The following is a 24,020-nucleotide window of genomic DNA, read 5'->3' as shown; positions in this document are numbered from 1 at the left end:
GCTATGGTAGCGCTCATTCCATAAAGAGGTAAGTATGACTGTCTGAATTCTGCGGCAGATGCTCAGAATCCAGACAGTTTAGCGCGCGCTATCAGAAACGGCTGACGAAAGGCGTGGTGTCCGGCACGCTGATGGTGCTGGAGGCTTTAAGCTGCGGAGTACCGAGATAGAGGAAACCGACAATTTTGTCATGCTCACCGCAGCCAAAACCGTCCCGGACCGCCGGGCTTTCGGTCAGCGCACCGGTGCGCCAGATACCGTTAAAGCCTTGCGCGACGGCGGCCATCTGCATCGCCATCACCGCACAGCCCGCAGACATTTCCTGTTCCCAGACCGGGACTTTATGATCCGCCTGGCATTTTGCCACGACAGCGATGATCATCGGGGCGCGGAACGGGGCATTACGCGCCTTATCGATTCCTTTCTCATCCTGCCCTGCGGCCACCGCCCCCTGCTCCAGCAGTTTACTGAAACGATCGCGACCTTCGCCTTCAATCACAAAGAAGTGCCACGGCTGCAGCGTGCCATGATCGGGGGCACGCATGCCGGCACGCAGAATGTTCTCCAGCTGCTCGCCTGCCGGGGCAGGTTCGGCCAGACGGGAAGCGCTACGGCGGTTAACAAGCAGTTCGAGTGCGTCCATTGGTTAACTCCTTTCTTGAAATTTACTCACAAAATTAACACGACGGCAGATTTTGTTACAGCCTGGCAGGCGATTCCTGCTGACAAGTGGCGGTTGGGTCATTACGATAACCCAACATTACCGTCCAGTGGCGACGGAAACAGTCATTTTCTGGTTAGGGAGAATACATGCGAACCCTTTGGCGAATTATTGCCGGTTTCTTTAAATGGACGTGGCGACTGCTCAACTTCGTCCGCAACCTGGTGATGAATATCTTCTTCATCCTGCTGGTTCTGGTTTGCGCGGGCATCTGGATGCACCTCAGCAACGCAAATCAGGCGCAGCATTCGACTCGCGGGGCCCTGTTACTCGATATCACCGGCGTCATCGTTGATAAACCGTCAGCCAGCAACCGTCTGGGTGTGATCGGCCGTCAGCTGTTTGGCGCCACGTCCGACCGCCTGCAGGAAAACTCCCTGTTCGATATCGTCGATGCCATCCGTCAGGCCAAAGATGACCGCAACATCACCGGCATCGTGCTGGATCTGAAAGATTTTGCCGGCGGCGACCAGCCCTCTATGCAGTACATCGGTAAAGCGCTGCGCGAATTCCGCGACAGCGGCAAGCCGGTCATTGCCGTGGGCGACAGCTACAGCCAGGGGCAATATTATCTGGCGAGCTTCGCCAATAAGATCTGGCTCTCCCCGCAGGGTGCGGTCGATCTGCACGGCTTTGCCACCAACGGCCTGTACTATAAATCGCTGCTCGATAAGCTGAAGGTCACCACCCACGTCTTCCGCGTCGGCACGTACAAATCCGCCGTGGAGCCGTTTATCCGCGACGATATGTCCCCTGCCGCCCGCGAAGCGGACAGCCGCTGGATTGGCGAGCTGTGGCAGAACTATCTCGGCACCGTTGCCGCTAACCGTCAGATTACGCCTGAGCAGGTGTTCCCTGGCGCGCAGGGCGTGCTGGAAGGCCTGCGTAAGGTTGACGGCGATACCGCGAAATACGCGCTCGATAACAAACTGGTTGATGCCCTGGGCACCAGCGCCGAGATTGAAAAATCCCTGAGCAAACAGTTTGGCTGGAGCAAAGAGGACAAAAATTACAGCGCCATCAGCATGTATGATTACTCGACGAAGAAACCGGATGAGAACGGGGACAGCGTCGCGGTGGTCTTTGCTAACGGTGCGATCATGGACGGTCAGGAGACCCCGGGGAACGTGGGCGGCGACACCACCGCGTCACAAATCCGCGATGCGCGCCTCGATCCGAAAGTGAAGGCGATTGTCCTGCGGGTCAACAGCCCTGGCGGTAGCGTCAGCGCCTCCGAAGTGATCCGCGCTGAACTGGCCGCGGCCCGCGCCGCCGGTAAGCCTGTCGTCGTCTCCATGGGCGGAATGGCCGCCTCCGGGGGGTACTGGATCTCAACGCCAGCCAACTACATCGTGGCGAACCCAAGCACGCTCACCGGCTCGATTGGCATCTTCGGGGTGATCAACACCGTAGAAAACAGCCTGGATTCTCTGGGCGTGCATACTGACGGCGTAGCGACTTCTCCGCTCGCGGATGTCGCGGTGACCAAATCCCTGCCGCCGGAAGTCTCTGAGATGATGCAGCTCAGCATTGAGAACGGCTATAAACGCTTTATCACCCTGGTCGCCGACTCGCGCAAAAAGACGCCTGAGCAGATCGACCAGATTGCGCAGGGCCACGTCTGGACCGGTCAGGATGCGAAGAGCAACGGACTGGTGGACAGCCTTGGCGACTTCGATGACGCGGTGAAGAAAGCCGCCGAACTGGCGAAGCTGAAGCAGTGGCATATCGAGTATTACCAGGACGAACCGTCGTTCTTCGATATGGTCATGGACAGCATGTCCGGCTCGGTACGCGCCATGCTGCCGGAGGCGCTGCAGGCTTATCTGCCTGCGCCGGTCGCCACGGCGGCAAAAGCGATGAAGGCAGAAAGCGATAAGCTTGCGGCCTTTAACGATCCACAGAGTCGTTACGCGTTTTGCCTGACCTGCGCGAACGTCCGTTAAAAACCGTCCCCTCTTCCTACGAAGAGGGGATTTTTTTCTTTTGAAGAACAAGAACTCACTACCATGCAGAAGAAATCGATTTATGTAGCCTACACTGGCGGTACCATCGGTATGCAGCGCTCTGAAAACGGCTATATCCCCGTCTCCGGCCACCTGCAGCGTCAGCTTGCGCTGATGCCCGAATTCCACCGTCCGGAAATGCCTGACTTCACCATCCACGAATACGAGCCGCTGATGGACTCCTCCGACATGACGCCGGAAGACTGGCAGCACATCGCGGATGATATTAAAGCCCATTACGACCAGTACGACGGTTTCGTGATCCTGCACGGTACCGACACCATGGCATTTACCGCCTCGGCGCTCTCCTTCATGCTGGAGAACCTGAGCAAGCCGGTTATCGTCACCGGATCGCAAATTCCGCTGGCGGAGCTGCGCTCTGACGGGCAGATCAACCTGCTGAACTCCCTGTACGTGGCGGCGAATTACCCGATTAACGAAGTGTCGTTGTTCTTTAACAACCGTCTTTATCGCGGTAACCGCACCACCAAAGCCCACGCCGACGGCTTTGACGCCTTTGCCTCACCTAACCTGCAGCCGCTGCTGGAGGCCGGGATTCATATCCGTCGTCTGGGCACGCCGCCTGCGCCGAACACCGCGGGCGAGCTGATTGTGCATCCGATTACTCCGCAACCGATTGGCGTGGTGACCATTTATCCGGGTATCTCTGCGGACGTGGTGCGTAACTTCCTGCGCCAGCCGGTGAAAGCGCTTATCCTGCGCTCCTATGGCGTGGGCAATGCGCCGCAAAACGGCGAGTTTCTGAAAGAGCTTCAGGAGGCCAGCGAGCGCGGAATTGTGGTGGTAAACCTGACCCAGTGTATGTCCGGTAAAGTGAATATGGGCGGCTATGCCACCGGCAACGCGCTGGCGCATGCGGGCGTGATCAGCGGTTTCGATATGACCGTTGAGGCAACGCTGACTAAACTTCACTATTTACTGAGTCAGGATCTGGACATTCAGTCCATTCGCAGCGCGATGATGCAAAACCTGCGCGGCGAACTGACACCTGACGAATAAGGAGGTCTCATGAAGCAACGCGCCCTGCTCCTGGTCGATTTGCAAAATGATTTCTGCGCGGGCGGTGCGCTGGCCGTCGCCGAAGGTGACAGCACCGTTGACGTGGCCAACACGCTGATTGACTGGTGCAAAGCCCGTGGTGAAGCAGTTGTCGCAAGCCAGGACTGGCACCCGGCAAATCACGGCAGCTTTGCCAGCCAGCACAATGTCGAGCCCTTCACCCGGGGTGAACTCGACGGGCTGGCGCAAACTTTCTGGCCGGATCACTGCGTACAGCAAACGGAAGGCGCGGAGTTACATCCGCTCCTGAACCAGAAAGCCATCGACGCGGTGTTCCATAAAGGTGAAAACCCGGCTATCGACAGCTATAGCGCGTTTTTTGATAACGGGCATCGCCAGAAAACGGCGCTGGACGCCTGGTTACGTCACCATGAAATCACCGAGCTGATTGTGCTGGGGCTGGCAACGGACTACTGCGTGAAGTTCACCGTGCTGGATGCGCTTCAGCTTGGCTACACCGTCAGCGTCATCACCGACGGCTGCCGCGGGGTGAACATTCATCCGCAGGACAGCGCTCAGGCGTTTATGGATATGGCTGCGGAAGGCGCGACGCTGTATACGCTCGAAGACTGGCTGGAAACGCAGGCTTAGGCCTTTTAAGCCGGGTGGCGGCTGCGCCTTACCCGGCCTACTTCTTTGGTTTTGTAGGCCGGGTAAGCGTCAGCGCCACCCGGCAAACCCCCTCCGATCTCCCATAAAGTGAACTCCCTCGCAACCTCAGCGAAGCGGCAATGCTATTCTCTTCAGGCTGTTTTTTTGCCACGCCTTTTCCGTGGCGTGGTTAATTTTATTAAGTCAAAGAGGAACTTGTATGAAACGTTTGCCCTTGCTGGCAGCCTTACCCTTGCTTTGCGCGTCAGTTGCCTCCGCCAGTTCCCTGATGTCCGTGGGCTATTTTAACGGGGGTGGCGACGTCACCGCCGGACCGGGTGGCGATATCAATAAACTTGACGTTCGCCAGATCACCCACCTGAACTACTCGTTTGGTCTGGTCTATAACGACGAAAAAGACGAAACCAACGCCGCGCTGAAAGATCCGGCGAAGCTGCATCAAATCTGGCTATCGCCAAAAGTGGCGTCCGACCTGGCCTTGATCCCCACCCTGCGTAAGCAAAACCCAAATCTTAAGGTCCTGCTCTCCGTCGGCGGCTGGGGCGCGCGTGGTTTCTCTGGCGCAGCGGCAACCCAAGAGAGTCGCGCGGTGTTCATCCGCTCCGCGCAGGAGATTGTTGAAAAATATGGTCTGGACGGGATCGACCTCGACTGGGAGTATCCGGTCAACGGCGCCTGGGGCCTGGTGGCAAGCCAGCCCACCGACAGGGAAAACTTTACCGCCCTGCTGAAGGAGATGCGCGACGCGTTCGGGCATAAAAAGCTGGTGACCATTGCGGTAGGCGCGAATGCGGAAAGTCCGAAAAGCTGGGTGGATGTGAAAGCCATTGCCCCCCTGCTCGATTACATCAACCTGATGACCTACGACATGGCGTACGGCACGCAGTATTTCAATGCCAACCTGTACGACTCCAGCGCCTGGCCGACGGTGGCCGCCGCGGACAAATACAGCGTCGATTTTGTGGTGAACAACTATCTGGCCGCCGGGCTGAAGCCGCAGCAGATGAATCTCGGGATTGGTTTCTATGGCCGCGTACCTAAACGCGCCGTGGAGCCGGGCATTGACTGGACGAAACCCGATGCGCAAAAAAATCCGGCCACTCAGCCCTACTTCGGGCCGCAGGAGATCGGGTTGTTCAAGTCGCTCGGCTACGACCTGACCAAAGATACCTACGTGAAGTACAACGATATCGTCAAAAAGCTGCTGAACGATCCGCAGAAACGCTTTACCGAGCACTGGGACGACCAGGCGAAAGTGCCGTGGCTTTCGGTGAAGGGTGCCGATGGCAACGCGCTGTTTGCGATTTCGTATGAGAACCCGCGATCCGTGGCGATCAAAGCGGACTACATCAAAGAGAAAGGTCTCGCCGGAGCGATGTTCTGGGAGTACGGCGCGGATGATGAAAACCAGTTAGCGAAGCAGCTGGCGGCGTCGCTCGGGATCCCGCACTAAAGTGTAGCGTGCCGGGTGGCGCTAGCGCTTACCCGGCCTACATGAGAGCATTATTTGAAAGTCGCAATCGGCTTCGGGGTGATACCAAAGTCCTCTTTCAGCTCACGCTTGCTCTTCATCACCATTTGACCACGGGTGTCGATCGTCATGTGCTGCGCGTCGGTGTTGTTGCGCGCCTGCCACAGCATCACCAGCTGCAGGCTGTTTTCTTTCTGCTCCGGGGTCAGCGCGACGCCATCGGGCCATTTTCCCAGCTCTACGGCGGTGACCAGACGTTGATAAATCTCCGGCGTCATACCGCTAATCATGTCTTCAATATTCACAATCCCGCCCTTTTAAAGGAATAATTTGCTGAATCGTTTTTTCAACCCTTGATCTGGTCGCCGTTTTCGTCGTCAGTGAAGCTCATTGAGGCTGAATTCACGCAGAAACGCTCGCCCGTTGGCTGAGGGCCATCCGGGAAGACGTGTCCAAGGTGCGCATCGCAGTTGCCGCAGCGAATTTCGGTGCGCACCATACCGTGGGACGCGTCGGTCAGATAGCGGATAGCCTCATCGCTCACCGGCTCGTAAAAGCTCGGCCAGCCGCAGCCCGAATCAAATTTCGTTTGGGAATTGAACAGCGGAGCATCACAGACCAGGCAGTGGTAGACGCCGTCTCGCTTGTTGTGCAGTAAACGCCCGGTGAACGGCGGTTCCGTCCCGTGGTTTTGCGTCACGTAAAACTGCATTTCTGTGAGGTTTTTTTTCAAATCGTCGGGGTTACGTTGGTTCGACATATGCTTACATCTCGCTGTAGAAACAGACATCTTTTACCCCGCATTCTAACAAAACATTAACACCCTTGCGTGCACTTTTGATCTAAACTTATGTGTCGCGAAAAGGCGGTCAGGCAATTGTGATCACATTCACATTTTTATCCTGCGAGGACTTTAAAATTCCGGGCGCAGCCCCCATGTGGTTGCAAGCTCAAAGGGAAAGTGAGGCGAGTCAGTCGCACAAACGTTAGTCACAGGATTGATTTGTCGCAATGATTGACACGATTCCGCTTGACGCTGCGTAAGGTTTTTGTAATTTTACAGGCAACCTTTTATTCACTAACAAATAGCTGGTGGAATATATGACTATCAAAGTAGGTATCAACGGTTTTGGCCGTATCGGCCGTATTGTTTTCCGTGCTGCTCAGAAACGTTCTGACATCGAAATCGTTGGTATCAACGATCTCCTGGACGCTGAATACATGGCGTACATGCTGAAGTACGACTCAACTCACGGTCGTTTCGACGGCACCGTTGAAGTGAAAGACGGCCACCTGGTTGTAAATGGCAAAACCATCCGCGTTACTGCTGAGAAAGACCCAGCTAACCTGAAATGGAACGAAATTGGTGTTGACGTTGTTGCTGAAGCAACCGGTATCTTCCTGACCGACGAAACTGCACGTAAACACATCACTGCGGGTGCGAAGAAAGTTGTTCTGACGGGTCCTTCCAAAGACAACACCCCAATGTTCGTTCGTGGTGCAAACTTCGAAACTTACGCTGGCCAGGACATCGTTTCCAACGCATCCTGCACCACCAACTGCCTGGCACCGCTGGCTAAAGTTATCAACGACAACTTCGGCATCATCGAAGGTCTGATGACCACCGTTCACGCAACCACCGCTACTCAGAAAACCGTTGATGGCCCGTCTCACAAAGACTGGCGCGGCGGCCGTGGCGCGGCTCAGAACATCATCCCATCCTCTACCGGTGCGGCTAAAGCTGTAGGTAAAGTACTGCCAGAACTGAATGGCAAACTGACTGGTATGGCGTTCCGCGTTCCAACTCCTAACGTATCCGTTGTTGACCTGACCGTTCGTCTGGAAAAAGCTGCTTCTTATGAAGAAATTAAGAAAGCAATCAAAGCTGCTTCCGAAGGCCCAATGAAAGGCGTTCTGGGTTACACCGAAGACGACGTTGTTTCTACCGATTTCAACGGCGAAGTGTGCACTTCCGTGTTCGATGCTAAAGCTGGTATCGCACTGAACGACAACTTCGTTAAACTGGTATCCTGGTACGACAACGAAACCGGCTACTCTAACAAAGTACTGGACCTGATCGCTCACATCTCCAAATAAGTTGAGATGAGTGTTTGATCCAAAAAGGCGACTTCGGTCGCCTTTTTTATTTATAAGACAGAGGATTGCTTAATGATTAATAAAATTTTTGCACTTCCGGTAGTCGAACAACTTACCCCTGTGCTCTCCCGCCGCCAGATTGACGGTGCTGACGTTATCGTCGTTGACCATCCACGCGTTAAGGCCTCCGTGGCGCTGAACGGCGCCCACCTGCTCTCCTGGAAGCCGGAAGGTGAAGTTGAGGGATTGTGGCTCAGTGATGCGACCTCCTTCAAAAAAGGGGCTGCAATCCGTGGTGGCGTACCGATCTGCTGGCCGTGGTTCGGCCCGTCCGCACAGCCGGGTTTGCCTTCTCACGGATTTGCCCGTAACCAGCAGTGGACCCTGAAAGCGCATAACGAAGACGACAGCGGCGCCGTGCTGACCTTTGAGCTGCAGGCAAATGACGAGACGCGCGCCCTGTGGCCGCACGATTTCACCCTGTACGCCCGCTTTAAGCTGGGTAAAACCTGTGAAATCGAACTGGAAGCCCACGGCGAGTTCGAAACCACCTCCGCCCTGCACACCTATTTCAACGTGGGTGACATCAGCGCTGTGAAGGTGAGTGGCCTTGGCGATACCTTTATCGATAAAGTCGACAACGCGAAAGAAGGCAAACTCAGCGACGGCGTTCAGGCTTTTCCTGACCGTACCGACCGCGTCTATCTGCATCCGGAAGCATGCAGCATGATCCACGACGGTGCCCTGAACCGCGGCATTGAGGTAGTACATCACCATCACAGCAACGTGGTGGGCTGGAACCCGGGTCCTGCACTGTCTGTCAGCATGGCCGACGTGCCTGACGACGGTTATAAAACGTTTGTCTGCGTGGAAACGGCCTGCGTGACTACCCCGCAAAAAGCGAGTGAAGAAAAGCCATCTCGTTTAGGTCAGACGATCCGCATTATTAAGCGATAATCTCGCTGCACCACACTAAAGCAAACGGGGCGCAAGCGCCCCGTTTTGATGCACCAATTGCACAATATAAGTGCGCAATCAGAACTTGTAGGTCACACCGACAGAGAAGATGCCTGCCCAGGACTTATCGACCATCGGGCTGTCTTTCACTTCATCGCTCAGACGCTCATAACGGCCAGTACCGTACACGCTCCAGTCGCCAAGGAAGTTATAGCTCGCGGTCAGCTCCAGGTACGGATCCCAGCCGTCATCTGCGCTGTAGCTCTTCAGACCGCTACGACGGGACTCGTTTTTAGAGACGCCATAATAGTAGTCATTGTAGTTCTCGCTGTTGTACTGCACACCGATACCCGGCGTCAGGGTCAGACCACCGTTGGTGTAACGGTACAGCCACGCCAGATCCCAGATAAAGCCGTTGCTGTTATCCAGCGTATCGCCTGCCAGGGCCGTACGCAGGAAGCCATACTGGGTGTTATGCACATAAGAGAGGCCGGCCATCATCGAGCTTTTACGCTTGTCGAGCTGGCGAAGCGCGTGGCTGTCGCTGTCACCCGGCTTGAAGTGCGTAGGATCGTAGTACGCCATGATGGAGAGCTTATCGGCCGTATCGTTCCACAGATAGTAGCCGCCGCCGAGCCCACGGAACCAGACGTTATCGCCTTCATAGGTGATAACCGGCACAGGATAAACATCACGGTCATACTGTTTGTACGGGCTGTTAATGACGCCAACACCCGCGCCAACCGTCCACTGACTTTCCGCCTGTGCGGTGCTTACTGCGGTCGCGGCAAGGATGCCTAATGCCAGAAGTTTGAGTTTGGTCACAATCCATTCTTTCCTGTAGTCAAATAATCAGCGGGTGAAGTGTAACCGCCATTCCCGTACATCCCAAAATTTTTTGCCTGCTAATCAGTCTGATTAACCCATTATTTTTAACTTATCAGATGACAACCGGCTTTCATTTACATGACCGCTGAATGAAAAATGTGCTTTTGCCTTATTACCAGAGTGGAAATTTTTGGATGAGTTATTGATATGTCATTGAAAGTAGATTTTATGGGCATGCAAGTTTTGCAAATGCCATCTACGCTTTAATTTAAGAAGAGTTTTCCTGAACACCCTGCGGTTCTTAGCGTCTGACCTGGCACACAGGTTGCTGCTCTGGCAGTGAGGTGCGAGAGATTCTCTTCCGGGAGCCTCCACTACTCATACGAACGGCTCTTATCCTGTGCTAAAAAACGAAAGGACGGCATGCCATGAATATATTCGATCACTATCGCCAGCGCTATGAAGCTGCCAAGGACGAAGAGTTCACACTGCAGGAGTTTCTTACCATCTGTCGGCAAGATCGCAGTGCCTATGCCAATGCGGCAGAACGGCTATTGATGGCTATTGGTGAGCCAAACATGGTTGACACTGCCCTGGAACCCCGGCTTTCCCGTCTCTTTTCGAATCGGGTGGTCGCCCGATACCCGGCGTTTGAAGAGTTCTATGGCATGGAAGATGCCATAGAGCAGATAGTCTCCTACCTGAAGCATGCCGCTCAGGGTCTGGAAGAGAAGAAACAGATCCTCTATTTACTCGGCCCCGTGGGCGGCGGTAAATCCTCGCTGGCGGAACGCCTGAAGTCGCTGATGCAGCGCGTGCCTATCTATGTCCTGAGCGCCAACGGCGAGCGCAGCCCGGTGAATGACCACCCGCTGTGCTTGTTCAATCCGCAGGAAGATGCGCAGATTCTGGATAAAGAGTACGGCATCCCGCGTCGCTACCTCGGCACCATCATGTCGCCGTGGGCGGCAAAACGCCTGCACGAGTTTGGTGGCGACATCACCAAATTCCGCGTGGTGAAAGTCTGGCCGTCGATCCTGGAACAGATCGCCATCGCTAAAACGGAACCCGGTGATGAGAACAACCAGGATATTTCGGCGCTGGTCGGTAAGGTCGACATCCGCAAGCTGGAAAACTTCGCACAAAACGACCCGGATGCCTACGGTTACTCCGGCGCGCTGTGCCGGGCTAACCAGGGGATTATGGAGTTCGTCGAGATGTTTAAAGCGCCCATCAAGGTGCTGCATCCGCTGCTGACGGCCACTCAGGAAGGAAACTACAACGGGACGGAAGGTATCTCCGCCCTGCCGTTTAACGGGATCATTCTTGCCCACTCGAACGAATCTGAATGGGTGACCTTCCGTAACAACAAAAACAATGAGGCTTTCCTTGACCGCGTGTACATCGTTAAGGTGCCTTACTGCCTGCGGATCTCCGAAGAGATCAAAATTTACGAGAAACTGCTTAACCACAGTGAGCTGGTGCATGCGCCGTGCGCGCCGGGCACGCTGGAAACGCTGTCTCGCTTCTCCATCCTGTCGCGCCTGAAAGAGCCGGAAAACTCCAGCATCTACTCGAAAATGCGCGTCTATGACGGTGAGAGCCTGAAGGATACCGATCCGAAAGCGAAGTCGTATCAGGAGTATCGCGACTACGCCGGGGTTGATGAAGGGATGAACGGTCTGTCCACGCGCTTCGCGTTTAAGATCCTCTCCCGCGTCTTTAACTTCGACCATGCGGAAGTGGCGGCCAACCCGGTGCATCTGTTCTACGTGCTGGAGCAGCAAATCGAGCGCGAGCAGTTCCCGCAGGAGCAGGCTGAACGCTACCTTGAGTTCCTGAAAGGTTACCTGATCCCGAAATACGCCGAGTTCATTGGCAAAGAGATCCAGACGGCCTACCTGGAATCCTATTCAGAATACGGGCAGAACATTTTTGACCGTTATGTCACCTACGCTGACTTCTGGATCCAGGATCAGGAGTACCGCGACCCGGATACCGGCCAGCTGTTTGACCGTGAATCCCTGAACGCGGAGCTGGAAAAAATCGAGAAGCCTGCCGGGATCAGCAACCCGAAAGACTTCCGTAACGAGATTGTGAACTTCGTCCTGCGCGCCAGAGCGCATAACAACGGGCGCAATCCGAACTGGACCAGCTACGAGAAGCTGCGCACGGTCATTGAGAAGAAAATGTTCTCCAATACCGAAGAGCTGCTGCCGGTGATCTCGTTTAACGCCAAAACCTCAACCGATGAACAGAAAAAACACGACGATTTTGTCGACCGTATGATGGAAAAAGGCTACACCCGCAAACAGGTCCGCCTGCTCTGCGAATGGTACCTGCGCGTGCGTAAATCGTCTTAAAACAAGTGCCCGGCGGCGCTTAGCGCCTGCCGGGCCTACAAAATGCAAGTTGGCAAATGCAGTACGGGGGGTATATGACCTGGTTTATTGACCGGCGTCTTAACGGCAAAAACAAGAGCACGGTGAACCGCCAGCGCTTCTTGCGTCGTTATAAAGCGCAAATTAAACAGTCTATCTCCGAGGCCATCAACAAACGCTCGGTGACCGACGTCGACAGCGGCGAGTCTGTCTCCATCCCCACCGATGACATCAGCGAACCGATGTTTCATCAGGGGCGAGGCGGCCTGCGCCATCGCGTACACCCAGGTAATGACCACTTCGTTCAGAACGACAGAATTGAGCGCCCTCAGGGCGGCGGCGGTGGTTCAGGAAGCGGTCAGGGACAGGCCAGCCAGGACGGTGAAGGTCAGGACGAATTTGTCTTCCAGATCTCAAAAGATGAATATCTCGACCTGCTGTTCGAAGACCTGGCGCTGCCGAATCTGAAAAAGAATCAGCATCGTCAGCTTAATGAATATAAAACCCACCGCGCGGGCTATACCGCCAACGGCGTGCCCGCCAACATCAGCGTCGTGCGTTCGTTGCAGAACTCGCTGGCGCGACGCACGGCCATGACGGCAGGCAAACGTCGCGAACTGCGCGAGCTGGAGAGCAGCCTGAAGGTGGTGGAAAATACGGAACCGGCGCAACTGCTGGAAGAGGAGCGCCTGCGTAAAGAGATTGCAGAGCTGAGGGCGAAGATCGAACGGGTCCCGTTTATCGACACCTTCGACCTGCGCTACAAGAACTACGAGAAACGCCCTGAGCCCTCCAGCCAGGCGGTGATGTTCTGTCTGATGGACGTGTCCGGCTCGATGGACCAGGCCACGAAGGATATGGCGAAGCGTTTTTATATCCTGCTCTATCTGTTCCTGAGCAGAACCTATAAGAACGTCGAGGTGGTCTATATCCGTCACCATACCCAGGCAAAAGAAGTGGATGAACATGAGTTCTTCTACTCGCAGGAAACCGGGGGCACCATCGTCTCGAGCGCGCTGAAGCTGATGGATGAAGTGGTCAAAGAGCGCTACGACCCGGCACAGTGGAACATTTATGCCGCGCAGGCGTCGGATGGCGATAACTGGGCCGACGACTCGCCGCTGTGTCACGAGATTCTGGCGAAGAAAATTCTGCCGGTCGTGCGTTACTACAGCTATATCGAAATCACCCGTCGTGCGCACCAGACCCTGTGGCGGGAGTATGAGCATCTGCAGTCGATGTTCGATAATTTTGCCATGCAGCATATCCGTGACCAGGATGACATTTATCCGGTGTTCAGGGAGCTGTTCCACAAGCAGTCTGCTACCAGCAACGCATAATCCCACAGCCAGCGAACCCGCTGGCTGTTTTCTTCCGACCCCGTTCATCCCGTGCTAATGTAGACCCCTGCATACTGGATTATCAACGGGAAAATCGTTATGACTGACGACGTTATTGGCACAGTAACCCACCAGCAGCTCATTACCTTACTCACCGAGCAGGGCGCGCGTTTTCGCGTCATGGAGCACGAGGCGGTCGGGAAATGTGAAGCGGTAAGTGAAATTCGCGGAACCGACCTGCGGCAAGGCGCTAAAGCCCTGGTCTGCAAGGTGAAGGGAAACGGCGTAAAGAAACATGTTCTGGCGATCCTTGCCGCCGACCTGCAGGCTGACCTGAGCCAGCTTGCCAGCCATTTTGGCGGGCTAAGGGCCTCCCTCGCCAGCCCGGCCGAAGTCGATGCCCTGACCGCCTGCGTTTTCGGCGCTATCCCGCCCTTTAGCTTCCATCCTGACCTGGCGCTGGTTGCCGACCCGCTGCTGTTCGAGCGCTTTGACGAAATCGCGTTTAACGCCGGCCTGCTGGAGAAATCCGTGATTATGGATACCCAGGATTACCTGCGCATCGCCCGTCCTGAGCTCGTCACCTTCCATAAAGCCTAACTGCAACGGCTGACGCCCTGTCAGCCTTTTCGTTCCAGGAACAGCACGGAGGCAACAAGAATAACGGCAATAGCGAAAAACGATGAGGAGATAATCAGCGTTTCCACAAACATGTGATCGTTCATGATGGCGACCCTTTTGCGATATCTGCTTTCGTTTTAATCCGCGTAAATGACAAGGTTATGACAACGATAAAATCTTTTTAACACTGTTCTCTGCCGCGTTTGCGCGTACAGTAAACAGGATCATTATTCTGGCAAGGATTCCCAATGTTTGACCCTACTCTGCTCATTCTTCTGGCACTCGCCGCGCTCGGCTTTATCAGCCATAACACCACCGTTGCCATCTCGATTCTGGTGCTGATTATTGTGCGCGTGACTCCGTTAAATACCTTTTTCCCGTGGATAGAAAAACAAGGCCTCACCATCGGGATCATCATCTTAACCATCGGGGTAATGGCGCCCATCGCCAGCGGCACGCTTCCCGCCTCAACGCTGCTGCATTCGTTTGTAAACTGGAAATCGCTGGTGGCGATCGCGGTGGGGATTTTTGTGTCATGGCTGGGCGGACGCGGCGTCACGCTGATGAGCAGCCAGCCCTCGCTGGTGGCGGGCCTGCTGGTGGGCACCGTGCTGGGCGTGGCGCTCTTTCGCGGCGTGCCGGTCGGCCCGCTGATTGCGGCAGGCCTTGTCTCGCTGTTTATTGGGAAGTCGTAGTCAGGCTGGCCATATAACGCGCCGGCGTCTGGCCCAGTCCCTTCCTGAACATGGTGATAAACGCGGTGGTCGAGTCATAGCCCAGTGACTGGGCCACCTGCTGCACCGATTTGCCGCTTATTAAATGCTGTAACGCCACAATCAGCTGCAGCTGGTGACGCCAGCGGCGGAAGCTCAGACCGGTCTCCTTCACTACCAGCCGCGCCAGATTGCGTTCGCTCATGGCGAAATGGCTCGCCCACTGCGCCAGCGTCTGCCAGGCGGCGGGCTCTTCCGCCATCTTCTCGCTCATCAGCCGGATTTTGGGATGGGGCGACACGGGCAGCTGCAGATGCTCCTGTCGCTGGAGCGGCAGCTCGTCAAACAGGACGTCCACCAGACGCGAGGTGGCCGCGAGCTGCAGCTGTTCACGTGATTTTTCCGCGAGCGATAAAATCAGCTCCCGCACCAGGGGGGAAATTTTCAGGGTACAGCAGCGCTCGGGCAGGCTGGCAGTCCCCGGCTCAATGAACAAAAAGCAGAGCTGCGCGCCCGGCGTGGCCCTGTTACTGTGTGGCATCTGGCCAGGGATCCAGACGGCATACTGGGGCGGCACCATCAGCATGGCATTTTCCACTTCACAGGTGATTGCGCCGCCGAGGGCCAGAATCAGCTGCCCCTTACGGTGATGATGAAGCGGAATATATTGTTCCTCCGCCACTACCTGAATGCGAAATGCGACGGCCGCATCGTACTGGCTATCCGGATCGTAGCCTTCCAGTCCCAGACCAATCATCAGTTTGTCCGATATGAGCGATAAACTGTCATTTTAGCCTGATTTCAACCGCTGAGAAAATCGGTATTGTGTGCGCTCGCTTGAACGTATGAGAACATAATGACTACTGCTATTCGCACCTCAGGAAAACACGGCGCGCTGTTGATTGCAGGCATCCTGATGATTGCCACCACGCTTCGCGTCACCTTTACTGGCGCAGCGCCGCTGCTCGATACCATTCGTCTTGATTATGGCTTAAGCACGGCGCAAACCGGTCTGCTGACCACCCTGCCCCTGCTGGCTTTCGCCCTTGTCTCGCCGCTCGCCGCAGGCGTTGCCCGGCGTATCGGCATGGAGCGCAGCCTGTTTATCGCCCTGCTGCTCATTTGCGCCGGGATTGCCGTTCGCTCGCTGCCTTCCGCCGCTTTGCTTTTCATCGGAACGGCGATCGTCGGCTGCGGTATTGCGCTCGGGAACGTGCTGTTACCGGGATTAATTAAGCGTGATTTTCCGGGCCAGGTGGCGAAGCTCACCGGCGCCTATTCCCTGACGATGGGCGTCTCGGCGGCGTTTGGCTCAGCAATGATCGTTCCCCTTGCACAGGGGAGCGCGGGCTGGCATGGCGCGCTGCTGATGCTGATGGCGTTTCCGCTGGTCGCGCTGCTGCTCTGGCTGCCGCAGTGGCGTCAGAAACACGTCGCAACGGTAACGGGCGCAGGCGCGCTGCAAAACCGCGCGCTCTGGCGCTCGGCCCTCGCCTGGCAGGTGACGCTCTTTTTAGGAATTAACTCGCTGATCTACTACGTCATCATCGGCTGGCTGCCGGCGATATTGCTGAGCCACGGCTACAGCGAAGCGCAGGCCGGTTCGGTGCACGGTCTGTTGCAGCTGGCCACGGCCGTGCCGGGACTCGCCGTTCCGCTGATCCTCCACCGCCTGAAAGATCAGCGAGCGATCGCAGGCTTAGTGGCCCTGATGTGCGCGATAAGCGCGGCAGGATTATGGTTTATGCCCGGAATGGCGGTGATGTGGACGCTGATGTTTGGCTTTGGCACAGGGGCAACAATGATCCTTGGCCTGACGTTCATCGGCCTGCGCGCCAGCTCTGCGCACCAGGCGGCGGCGCTCTCCGGAATGGCACAGTCGATTGGCTACCTGCTTGCCGCCTGCGGCCCGCCGCTGATGGGGAAAATTCACGATACCGCAGGAGACTGGCAAATCCCGCTTCTGGGCTGTGCGCTGGCCGCTGTGATAATGGCTATCTGCGGTGTGTTAGCCGGGCGAGACCGGGAGATCGCGCCCCGTTAAATCCTCAGGCAGACCACCAGGTCTGCCTTTTTTACCCGCGCGCTGCGCGCAGCATCGCCTGCACCAGCACGACCGGGCGTCCTTCCAGCGCGGCACGTTCATGCTGGAATAAGGTGATCACGAAGAACGGGTGCGTCACCAGCTCCGCGGCACGGATTTCACCCCGATCGTCCCAGCCCGTCACATGCATATCACCGCTTTCCAGCGCCTGCGCAAACGCCGGCGACACGCCATAGTTACAGTGATACCCCTCTTCAATTTCGGGCTTGCCGTACGCTTTGGCGATCAGCGTATTATTGCGCAGCTCAATGGCATCCGTTTTTTCCACCAGCGAGCAGGTCAGCGGCGCAATCACCATGGTGCCTTCGGTATCCGTCTCAGCGTGTGCCGCATCAGCCCAGCCCAGCACGTTTCGGGCATACTCAATCAGCGCATGCTGGAACCCGCCGCAGGTGCCCAGGAACGGGATGCCGTTCTCACGGGCGTAGCGCGCGGCAATAAAAGCGGCCGCCGTGTTTTTATAGGGGCTGGCAGGAACCAGCCAGATGGCATCGTAGCCCACCAGATCTTCAGCGCTTGTTAGCTCCGTCGTGGCCAGCCAGTCGTAATCGGCGGTGAGGTCAAGCACTGCGGCGGCGTCGTCAATGGCCAGCGGGATAGCCTGATGCGCAATAACATTGGGATTGTAATCGCCAACCAGCGCAATGCGCAGCGTTGTTTTAACCGGGAGGTGTTCCATGAAAGGTTCCTTATGCCAGAGTATTATCAGATAACATAAGGAACCTCAGACTACCGATCTTTTGCAATTATCACAATACCTTAAATTGGGAGGGTGGAATCATGATTCAGTGCAAACGGGTATACGAACAGGCAAGCCCTGACGACGGCTATAGGATACTGGTGGACAGGCTGTGGCCGCGCGGGCTGAAGAAAACGGATCTCGCGTATGACGAATGGTGTAAAGCGCTCGCGCCCTCAACTGAACTACGAAAGGCCTTTCACAGCGAAACCATTGATTTCGCCGCCTTCAGTCAGGCCTATCGGGAAGAGCTGGCGCAGCAGGCTGACGAGGGCGCGCGTCTGGCGACGCTGGCGCGCAGGCAGACCGTCACCCTGCTCTTTGCTGCCAAAAACACGGAGCAAAATCACGCTCTGGTCTTAGCCGACTGGCTGCGCCATCTGTGATCAGCCGATCGTCAGTTCATCCAGAATTTGCGGCGCTTCATCCGGGGTGAGCGGCATCAGATGTTCGGCGCGGACAAACGCAAAGCCGTGCTGGTTGTCAAAGGCGTAGACATCACCCGTCACCAGCCAAAGCGCGCGATCTGCGGTGACCGGTAATTGCGTCATCACGCCGTTGACCGGGTTAACAAAACGCAGGCCAGGCTGGCAAAGGCCAAACAGCTCAACGGATTTACCAATATTGCGACGGCCTGACGCCGTGCGGGCGCCAACGATCATCGCCATGCTGCCCGGTTTTAGCTGAAACATACTTCTCTCACGATAACGAACGCCAGAAACTGGCTAAGAATAATCTTAAAGAGAAGTGTATCGCAGGCAATATTACTTTGTCACCTGGCGGGTTGCGGATGGTCGCGACGATAGAGCGTCCATTCATCAATCACTTCGCCGCCCGGTAATTTGCACTCGGTACGGACGCCCTGCGGGCTTTGGACCGGGACCTGTTCCCCGCCTTTCTCCAGACAGTAGACGGAAGCTGGGTTCGCCATACCGATAACGTGCGGCGGTTTCGGTGCATCAGGTGGCGTGGTTTTGGCGGTGCAGGCGGCCAGGGGAAGCGCCAGCGCCAGAAGCAGAAATCTCATCTCATTGATCCTTTTGACGTCATCAGAGTCTAAGGGTAACGGGTCATCGCCACGTTCTCCATGATTTCTCCATTTTAACTGCACTTTTCAGCACTATAGTGTGGCATGTTCTCGATATGACCAGAGAACATCATTCCGTAATCAAGATGTCTTTGCCCCGGTCTCAACAACGGGGCTTTTTTTCTCGCCTGCTGCCCGCCCCCTGCATATATTAAATTTTCTGTATTCATGTTTTACTATGCCTGAAGCCTAAAAATTCAGCATAACATGCAGATGCAGACGTCTTCTGCCTGGGAGTCATTCTACGTCATGTCGGATCTTATCCTCGCTCGCGTTTCAGAAACCCTTGCCACCGAGCAATCCCTTGAAAGCCTCGTTCGCCAGCTGCTTGAGATGCTGGAGATTGTCACCGACATGGAGTCGACCTACCTGACGAAGGTGGATATCGAAGCGCGGCTGCAGCACATTCTCTACGCCCGCAACAGCAAGCAGATGACGATCCCGGAGGGGCTGAGCGTCCCATGGGATGAGACGCTGTGCAAGCGCGCGCTGGATAGTGACACGATATTCAGCAATGACGTGCCCGAGCGTTGGCCCGAGTGTGAAGCAGCGAAAGCACTTGGCATTACCACCTACATGAGTATTCCTGTCCATCTTGCGGATGGTTCACTTTACGGAACGCTCTGTGCCACCAGCACGGCCAGAAAGCCGCTGAGCGAGCGCGGTGAACAGGTCCTGAAGCTCTTCGCCGGGCTGATCGCCCAGTCCATTCAGAAAGAGTCGCTGGTCACCCAGCTTCGCGAAGCCAATGCGGCCCTCATCGCGCACTCCTATACGGATGCCCTTACCGGTTTACCCAACCGTCGCGCCATTTTTGAAGATCTGACCACCCTCTTTTCTCTGGCCCGGCACCTTAAGCGTAACGCCATCATCGCGTTCATCGATCTGGATGATTTCAAACTGATTAACGATCGTTACGGCCACGAGGCTGGCGACCAGTTCCTGATAGAAGTGGGTAAGCGTTTGACGGAAGAGAAACAGCAGGACGATATTATCGGTCGTCTGGGCGGGGATGAATTTCTGGTGGCGTCGCTAAGCCAGCCCCACCAGGACGGGGATAACGCGCAGCTTACGCTGCTCAAAACGCGCCTCAGCGCCTGCATCGCTGGCGAATACTGGCTGGGCAGCGTTCATATTATTTATCCGGGCGCCAGCTTCGGCGTGATCGAAGTGGACCCTGCCGCAACCGATCCTGACAGCGCGTTACGCGCTGCGGATGTCGCGATGTATCAGGATAAGAAAGGAAAAAGCAAATCACGCTTTCTCACCATTGATTAACCCCGTACACTCTACGGCGTTACAGAAACCGAAACAGGTGATGGTATGAGAATAGGGATCCTCTTCCCGGTCGTTATATTTATAACGGCGGTGGTATTTTTAGCGTGGTTTTTTGTCGGCGGTTACGCGGCGCCGGGGGCATAAATGCGGAAGACAACCGTCATTATGCTGATCGTTGCCATCGCGGCGTTTGCCGGCACGCAGCTTGGCTGGTGGTAAACGCCAGTACGTAAAAAGGCCGCCATCTGGCAGCCTTTTTCAACGCTTTCAGACCTTAGCTTTTGATCTTTCTGTAGATAAACAAAACAACCAGCGCACCGATCACCGCGACGGCGAAACTGCCGAAGTTAAAGCCATCGACCTTGCCAAAACCGAACAGCGTACTGATCCAGCCGCCGACTACCGCGCCGACAATACCCAGTATTACGGTGACGATAAACCCACCGCCATCTTTGCCCGGCATGATCCACTTCGCCAGAATACCCGCAATAAGCCCAAAGATAATCCAGGATAAAATTCCCATAACTTTCCTCTCTGTATGGTTTTTGTAATTAAATCAACGACACAAAAAAGGATAGCACAGGATTCCAGAAAGGAAATTTGTGATAAGCATCACAATGAGAGAGTGGGGAATTATTCATCAAAAAAATGTACGGGCCACAGAAACTGTGGGGTTGCATCTTTTGTTGAGAAAGATTATCTTTCTCAACACTGAATAGTTGAGAGAAACACTCAAGTATTCAGTACGACATTGCTCACATTGCTTCCAGTATTTCTTGCCCACTCCTGAGTGGGCTTTTTTTTTTGCTCATACCCCAACAAACGCGTACCGGTTACGTCCCGCGCGTTTCGCCTGATAGAGCGCCTGGTCTGCGGCAATAATGATATTTTGCTGGCTGCCTGCAATATCGACGGCACGGGCGGTGGAAATTCCGACGCTTACCGTCACCCGGCCGAAGGGGCTAAAGGCATGCGCGATTTGCAGCGAGAACACATTGCGAATAATCGTCTGGGCCAGACGAAGTGCCTCCTGAATATCCGTATCCGGCAATATCAGCGCAAACTCCTCTCCGCCGTAGCGCGCCACAAGCTGATTATCACGGGTAAGGCTCTCCCTGAGGCTGTTTCCGAGCATTGCCAGACACCGGTCCCCTTCAGGATGACCATAGTTATCGTTGTATTTTTTGAAGTAGTCCACGTCCACGATCAGTACCGAAATCGGCGCGTCATGCGCGGCGCACGTAGCAATTTCCGAGAGGATTTTTTCATCAAAGACGCGGCGGTTGTACAGCCCGGTCAACGCATCTTCTGAAGCGATAATCTTCAGCGCTTTGTTATCCCGTGTTTTTCGGGACAGGTCGGAATACAGGAAGTACGACGCCACGATGAGTATCGCCGTAAACACGAAAATGAGTACCGCCAGCTGAATCGCCTGCTTGCGCCAGGGTGCAAGAGCTTCATCAATGCTGACGGCCACTGTGGTGACCAGTCCGTAGCGTCGGTTTTTCTCATAGGCATAAATGCGCTCGATTTTATCAAACCGTGAGATGGAGCTGGCTATCCCCGTATTTTGTACTTTGAGATATTTCCTGAAGAGCGGTGAATCAGAAACAATCGTGCCGATATAGGTATTTTTAAAGGGATAACGGACCAGCAGCACGCCTGATTGCGTCGTTAAGCCGATGACGCCCGAGTGGCCGATATTAATCTGCCCGTAGAGTGCCAGAAAATTTTCAATACCGAGCGTCACCACCACGACACCGTTAAATGCCCCGGACTGGGTTTCAAGGCGCCGACTGAGGGTGATAACCCATTTGCCATTGGTTCTGCTTACCACCGGCTCCCCAATAAAGACCTGCTGAGTTTTATTTTCCTGGTGATAGATAAAAAACTCTCTGTCCGAGCCTTTGCGTGGCCCCGTGAAACTTTCATCCAGCGCGGTGAAGATATCGCCCTGAGCATCGTAAACAACCACATTATTAATCTGGGTAAGAAGGTTATCCTGATTATGGATCATGTGCTGAATATTGGTCGCCTGCTGCGGGGTCATGCCATAAATTTCGATTATGTCGGAAACGGTAGTAATTAACATTTCACTCTGGCGCATGATCCCTTCAGTATAAACATCCAGGGTGTGGCTAAGATTAGCGACGCTGGTATTAATTTGCTGGATTGACTGCTGTCTGGACGTGGCAATTTGGACGGCAAGCGCCAGCGAGATGATCAATGAGACAATGATGACGGTAATGGTTGTTGTGTAAAAAGTATTTTTCACATGCACGAGCTTTTCCACCTTATCACGCCTGATATCCCTGGCTGACAACTCTTGTCACTGTAACAAAGCTCAGGATAAGAGGAAAATGAATTGCACTTAAGCATACAACAGAAGCTCGTCTTTATTTTGTGTTTCACCGCCAGGCAACCCGCTCTATTCCTGATTTTTTTACAGCGCCTGACGTTTTACAGCATCACGGCCTCCCTGGGCTTAGATAAAATGACTTTAATAAAATCGATATAGGAGACGGGTTTACCAAAATAATACCCCTGCAACAGGGTAATTTCATTACGGTTGAGATACTCCAGCTGCTCTTTCGTTTCTACACCTTCGGCCACGATACGCAATGAGAGTTTTTTCGCCAGGTCAATAACGCAGTCCAGCAGGATCGTTGAGTCCTTCTCCTCAGAAACCCGGTTAACAAAGCTTTTATCAATTTTAATATAATCTATGGCAAGCGCATTAAGACATGACAGCCCGGAATACCCCGTACCAAAATCATCCAGTGCAATGACAAAACCGGCGTTATGGAGCGCGTTGAGGTTTTCCACCAGATGGGGATTATCGATCAACGGTTCACGTTCGGTCACCTCGAGAACCAGCTTCACGGCTTTACCCTGAAACCCCTTGCCGAAGAGACGACAGTCACCAAGGAAAGAAGGGGCATCAATGTGTCTGGCGCTGATGTTCACCCCGATATGGAACCCATCCGGTAGCTTCGGCAACAGCGGCTTAAGCTGTGTGACCACTTTCGCCATCAAGCCTTTGGTCAGCGGAATAATCAACCCGCTACGTTCAGCAATCGGAATAAAGACATCCGGCGGGATAAACCCAGACTTTGGATGCTTCCACCTTGCCAGGACTTCAACCCCGTATAACCCGCCGGTGTCCCCGTTCACGATCGGCTGGTAGTAAGGCACGATCTCTCCCTGCAAAATGGCCTTACGCAAATCGTCTTCAAAGGTGGTGCTTTTTCCCTTGTATCGGCGGATCAAAATGCCCACCGCCAGGGATAGCGCGAGAATCAGCAGTATCAGGCTCCAGCCCTGGTGCAGTAGCCGCGTCAGGCTAAAAAAGTCAGGCGGTTGCCAGGCCAGACTAAAGGGGAATTGCGAAGATGCCGTAAGTGAACCCGTCCACGAGGCCGCTTTCCAGCCGGTCACGTCACCGTTGCGCGTAAACATGCTTTCGCCGACAACCAACCCCAGGTCAACGCTGTTTGATGCATTCGCGATGACGTCCTGCAAATGCGCATCGCTGACGCTGACGATGATGCGCCCGCCTGCGATGGGCATCTGGAAGACAAGTACCGGGATCCCGTTCACCAGTCGATTACCGGGGAGCAGCATTAATTCTTTTTCAGGTAGCGTCTCCGGATGAACAATCAATACGCCATTCCCCGGAAGGGATGTACAGATGATTTCCCCCTGCTGCTGGATCATGATGGCGCGCAGATGCGGTTTTAGCGCAGCTTCTGTCCCCAGCGCCAGCTGCCCGCTGCTGGTACACCCCTGCTCCGCAACGCGCTTCGCCGTGCTGGCCGCACTGACGGCTTCCGACAAAATGCTTTCTATTTTCTGGGTGCTTACCGTGGCGGTATGAACGTTATTCATTTTCGCCATCTGCCATAACTGCCAGTTAATAATCAGTATGCCGATCAGAAAAAGAAACAGGGCACTGAGAATAGGGATCATCACGTTGCGCACGATG

General features: G+C 54.9%; 27 protein-coding genes. 14 read left to right on the top strand and 13 right to left on the bottom strand.

Features of this window, described 5'->3' with window-relative positions; translation table 11 throughout:
• Positions 1-91 precede the first annotated feature (91 nt).
• On the bottom strand, positions 92-643 hold the full coding sequence (locus BFV67_RS08485) for an NAD(P)H nitroreductase (protein ID WP_045353688.1): 552 nt from the start codon (positions 641-643) through the stop codon (positions 92-94).
• A 167-nt stretch (positions 644-810) separates the two neighbouring features.
• Between BFV67_RS08485 and sppA the strand changes: the two genes are divergently transcribed.
• The 4 genes from sppA to chiD all read left to right on the top strand — a co-directional run bounded on the left by sppA (position 811) and on the right by chiD (position 5,872).
• Positions 811-2,667: a signal peptide peptidase SppA gene (sppA, locus tag BFV67_RS08480; RefSeq protein ID WP_069598137.1), complete on the top strand. Its 1,857-nt coding sequence runs from the start codon at positions 811-813 to the stop codon at positions 2,665-2,667.
• 63 nt (positions 2,668-2,730) lie between these two features.
• Positions 2,731-3,747: an asparaginase gene (gene ansA / locus BFV67_RS08475; RefSeq protein ID WP_008500705.1), complete on the top strand. Its 1,017-nt coding sequence runs from the start codon at positions 2,731-2,733 to the stop codon at positions 3,745-3,747.
• A 9-nt stretch (positions 3,748-3,756) separates the two neighbouring features.
• Entirely contained in the window at positions 3,757-4,398 is a 642-nt protein-coding gene (gene pncA / locus BFV67_RS08470; RefSeq protein ID WP_069598136.1) for a bifunctional nicotinamidase/pyrazinamidase, read from the top strand.
• Between the two features lie 220 nt (positions 4,399-4,618).
• The gene (chiD, locus tag BFV67_RS08465; protein ID WP_021241051.1) at positions 4,619-5,872 is read left to right on the top strand and encodes a chitinase ChiD; all 1,254 of its coding nucleotides are present in this window, start codon (positions 4,619-4,621) and stop codon (positions 5,870-5,872) included.
• Between the two features lie 50 nt (positions 5,873-5,922).
• On the opposite strand, the gene BFV67_RS08460 is transcribed toward chiD, so the two are convergent.
• Complete coding sequence (locus BFV67_RS08460) at positions 5,923-6,195, bottom strand: YeaC family protein (RefSeq protein WP_023327144.1); 273 nt, start codon at positions 6,193-6,195, stop codon at positions 5,923-5,925.
• Positions 6,196-6,236: 41 nt separating this feature from the next.
• Positions 6,237-6,650, bottom strand: a complete 414-nt coding sequence (msrB, locus tag BFV67_RS08455; protein WP_025911722.1) for a peptide-methionine (R)-S-oxide reductase MsrB — start codon at positions 6,648-6,650, stop codon at positions 6,237-6,239.
• A gap of 341 nt (positions 6,651-6,991) precedes the next feature.
• On the opposite strand from msrB, the gene gapA reads away from it, so the two are divergent.
• Together gapA and BFV67_RS08445 are read left to right on the top strand one after the other, a co-directional pair.
• The gene (gapA, locus tag BFV67_RS08450) at positions 6,992-7,987 is read left to right on the top strand and encodes a glyceraldehyde-3-phosphate dehydrogenase (RefSeq protein WP_006809136.1); all 996 of its coding nucleotides are present in this window, start codon (positions 6,992-6,994) and stop codon (positions 7,985-7,987) included.
• 72 nt (positions 7,988-8,059) lie between these two features.
• Positions 8,060-8,944, top strand: coding sequence for a D-hexose-6-phosphate mutarotase (locus BFV67_RS08445; RefSeq protein WP_021241049.1), 885 nt, complete (start codon positions 8,060-8,062; stop codon positions 8,942-8,944).
• A gap of 78 nt (positions 8,945-9,022) precedes the next feature.
• Here BFV67_RS08445 and BFV67_RS08440 read toward each other — a convergent pair whose 3' ends face one another.
• On the bottom strand, positions 9,023-9,769 hold the full coding sequence (locus tag BFV67_RS08440) for a MipA/OmpV family protein (protein ID WP_021241048.1): 747 nt from the start codon (positions 9,767-9,769) through the stop codon (positions 9,023-9,025).
• A 431-nt stretch (positions 9,770-10,200) separates the two neighbouring features.
• On the opposite strand from BFV67_RS08440, the gene yeaG reads away from it, so the two are divergent.
• From yeaG to BFV67_RS08425, 3 genes are all read left to right on the top strand, one after another.
• A complete protein-coding gene (gene yeaG / locus BFV67_RS08435) occupies positions 10,201-12,135 on the top strand; it encodes a protein kinase YeaG (protein ID WP_008500713.1) in 1,935 nt (644 codons plus the stop codon).
• A 74-nt stretch (positions 12,136-12,209) separates the two neighbouring features.
• A complete protein-coding gene (locus tag BFV67_RS08430) occupies positions 12,210-13,493 on the top strand; it encodes a YeaH/YhbH family protein (protein ID WP_023292702.1) in 1,284 nt (427 codons plus the stop codon).
• Between the two features lie 99 nt (positions 13,494-13,592).
• A complete protein-coding gene (locus BFV67_RS08425) occupies positions 13,593-14,093 on the top strand; it encodes a YbaK/prolyl-tRNA synthetase associated domain-containing protein (protein WP_069598135.1) in 501 nt (166 codons plus the stop codon).
• 20 nt (positions 14,094-14,113) lie between these two features.
• Here BFV67_RS08425 and yoaI read toward each other — a convergent pair whose 3' ends face one another.
• Positions 14,114-14,218, bottom strand: a complete 105-nt coding sequence (yoaI, locus tag BFV67_RS24155; protein ID WP_010430055.1) for a small membrane protein YoaI — start codon at positions 14,216-14,218, stop codon at positions 14,114-14,116.
• Between the two features lie 144 nt (positions 14,219-14,362).
• On the opposite strand from yoaI, the gene BFV67_RS08420 reads away from it, so the two are divergent.
• Positions 14,363-14,809, top strand: a complete 447-nt coding sequence (locus BFV67_RS08420; protein WP_008500737.1) for a DUF441 domain-containing protein — start codon at positions 14,363-14,365, stop codon at positions 14,807-14,809.
• Here BFV67_RS08420 and BFV67_RS08415 read toward each other — a convergent pair.
• Entirely contained in the window at positions 14,793-15,584 is a 792-nt protein-coding gene (locus BFV67_RS08415) for an AraC family transcriptional regulator (RefSeq protein WP_021241046.1), read from the bottom strand. The genes BFV67_RS08420 and BFV67_RS08415 overlap by 17 nt on opposite strands.
• Positions 15,585-15,683: 99 nt before the next feature.
• On the opposite strand from BFV67_RS08415, the gene BFV67_RS08410 reads away from it, so the two are divergent.
• A complete protein-coding gene (locus BFV67_RS08410; protein WP_021241045.1) occupies positions 15,684-16,871 on the top strand; it encodes a CynX/NimT family MFS transporter in 1,188 nt (395 codons plus the stop codon).
• 31 nt (positions 16,872-16,902) lie between these two features.
• Here BFV67_RS08410 and BFV67_RS08405 read toward each other — a convergent pair whose 3' ends face one another.
• A complete protein-coding gene (locus tag BFV67_RS08405) occupies positions 16,903-17,610 on the bottom strand; it encodes a CTP synthase C-terminal region-related (seleno)protein (protein WP_023292704.1) in 708 nt (235 codons plus the stop codon).
• Between the two features lie 101 nt (positions 17,611-17,711).
• On the opposite strand from BFV67_RS08405, the gene BFV67_RS08400 reads away from it, so the two are divergent.
• Complete coding sequence (locus BFV67_RS08400) at positions 17,712-18,056, top strand: DUF488 domain-containing protein (protein WP_008500741.1); 345 nt, start codon at positions 17,712-17,714, stop codon at positions 18,054-18,056.
• Here the strand turns inward: BFV67_RS08400 and BFV67_RS08395 are convergent, their stop codons facing one another.
• Together BFV67_RS08395 and BFV67_RS08390 are read right to left on the bottom strand one after the other, a co-directional pair.
• A complete protein-coding gene (locus BFV67_RS08395; RefSeq protein WP_008500742.1) occupies positions 18,057-18,362 on the bottom strand; it encodes a nuclear transport factor 2 family protein in 306 nt (101 codons plus the stop codon). It abuts the gene before it with no gap.
• Between the two features lie 80 nt (positions 18,363-18,442).
• Positions 18,443-18,697: a putative hemolysin gene (locus tag BFV67_RS08390; RefSeq protein ID WP_008500743.1), complete on the bottom strand. Its 255-nt coding sequence runs from the start codon at positions 18,695-18,697 to the stop codon at positions 18,443-18,445.
• Between the two features lie 309 nt (positions 18,698-19,006).
• Between BFV67_RS08390 and BFV67_RS08385 the strand changes: the two genes are divergently transcribed.
• Together BFV67_RS08385 and BFV67_RS24150 are read left to right on the top strand one after the other, a co-directional pair.
• Positions 19,007-20,035 (top strand): sensor domain-containing diguanylate cyclase, encoded by a 1,029-nt coding sequence (locus tag BFV67_RS08385; protein WP_031274981.1) that lies wholly within the window; start codon positions 19,007-19,009, stop codon positions 20,033-20,035.
• Between the two features lie 45 nt (positions 20,036-20,080).
• Entirely contained in the window at positions 20,081-20,179 is a 99-nt protein-coding gene (locus tag BFV67_RS24150; RefSeq protein WP_014883431.1) for a YoaK family small membrane protein, read from the top strand.
• Here BFV67_RS24150 and BFV67_RS24770 read toward each other — a convergent pair.
• The 4 genes from BFV67_RS24770 to BFV67_RS08370 all read right to left on the bottom strand — a co-directional run bounded on the left by BFV67_RS24770 (position 20,158) and on the right by BFV67_RS08370 (position 24,016).
• Complete coding sequence (locus BFV67_RS24770; RefSeq protein WP_008500745.1) at positions 20,158-20,280, bottom strand: hypothetical protein; 123 nt, start codon at positions 20,278-20,280, stop codon at positions 20,158-20,160. The genes BFV67_RS24150 and BFV67_RS24770 overlap by 22 nt on opposite strands.
• A 29-nt stretch (positions 20,281-20,309) precedes the next feature.
• Positions 20,310-20,558 (bottom strand): GlsB/YeaQ/YmgE family stress response membrane protein, encoded by a 249-nt coding sequence (locus tag BFV67_RS08380; protein ID WP_008500746.1) that lies wholly within the window; start codon positions 20,556-20,558, stop codon positions 20,310-20,312.
• Positions 20,559-20,843: 285 nt separating this feature from the next.
• The gene (locus BFV67_RS08375; RefSeq protein WP_418251754.1) at positions 20,844-22,328 is read right to left on the bottom strand and encodes a sensor domain-containing diguanylate cyclase; all 1,485 of its coding nucleotides are present in this window, start codon (positions 22,326-22,328) and stop codon (positions 20,844-20,846) included.
• A gap of 167 nt (positions 22,329-22,495) precedes the next feature.
• On the bottom strand, positions 22,496-24,016 hold the full coding sequence (locus BFV67_RS08370; protein WP_084833305.1) for an EAL domain-containing protein: 1,521 nt from the start codon (positions 24,014-24,016) through the stop codon (positions 22,496-22,498).
• Positions 24,017-24,020 lie beyond the last annotated feature (4 nt).

Origin of the sequence: Enterobacter roggenkampii, from assembly GCF_001729805.1 — a bacterium.
Classification (GTDB): domain Bacteria; phylum Pseudomonadota; class Gammaproteobacteria; order Enterobacterales; family Enterobacteriaceae; genus Enterobacter; species Enterobacter roggenkampii.
This window is presented reverse-complemented; position numbering and strand designations above follow the sequence as displayed.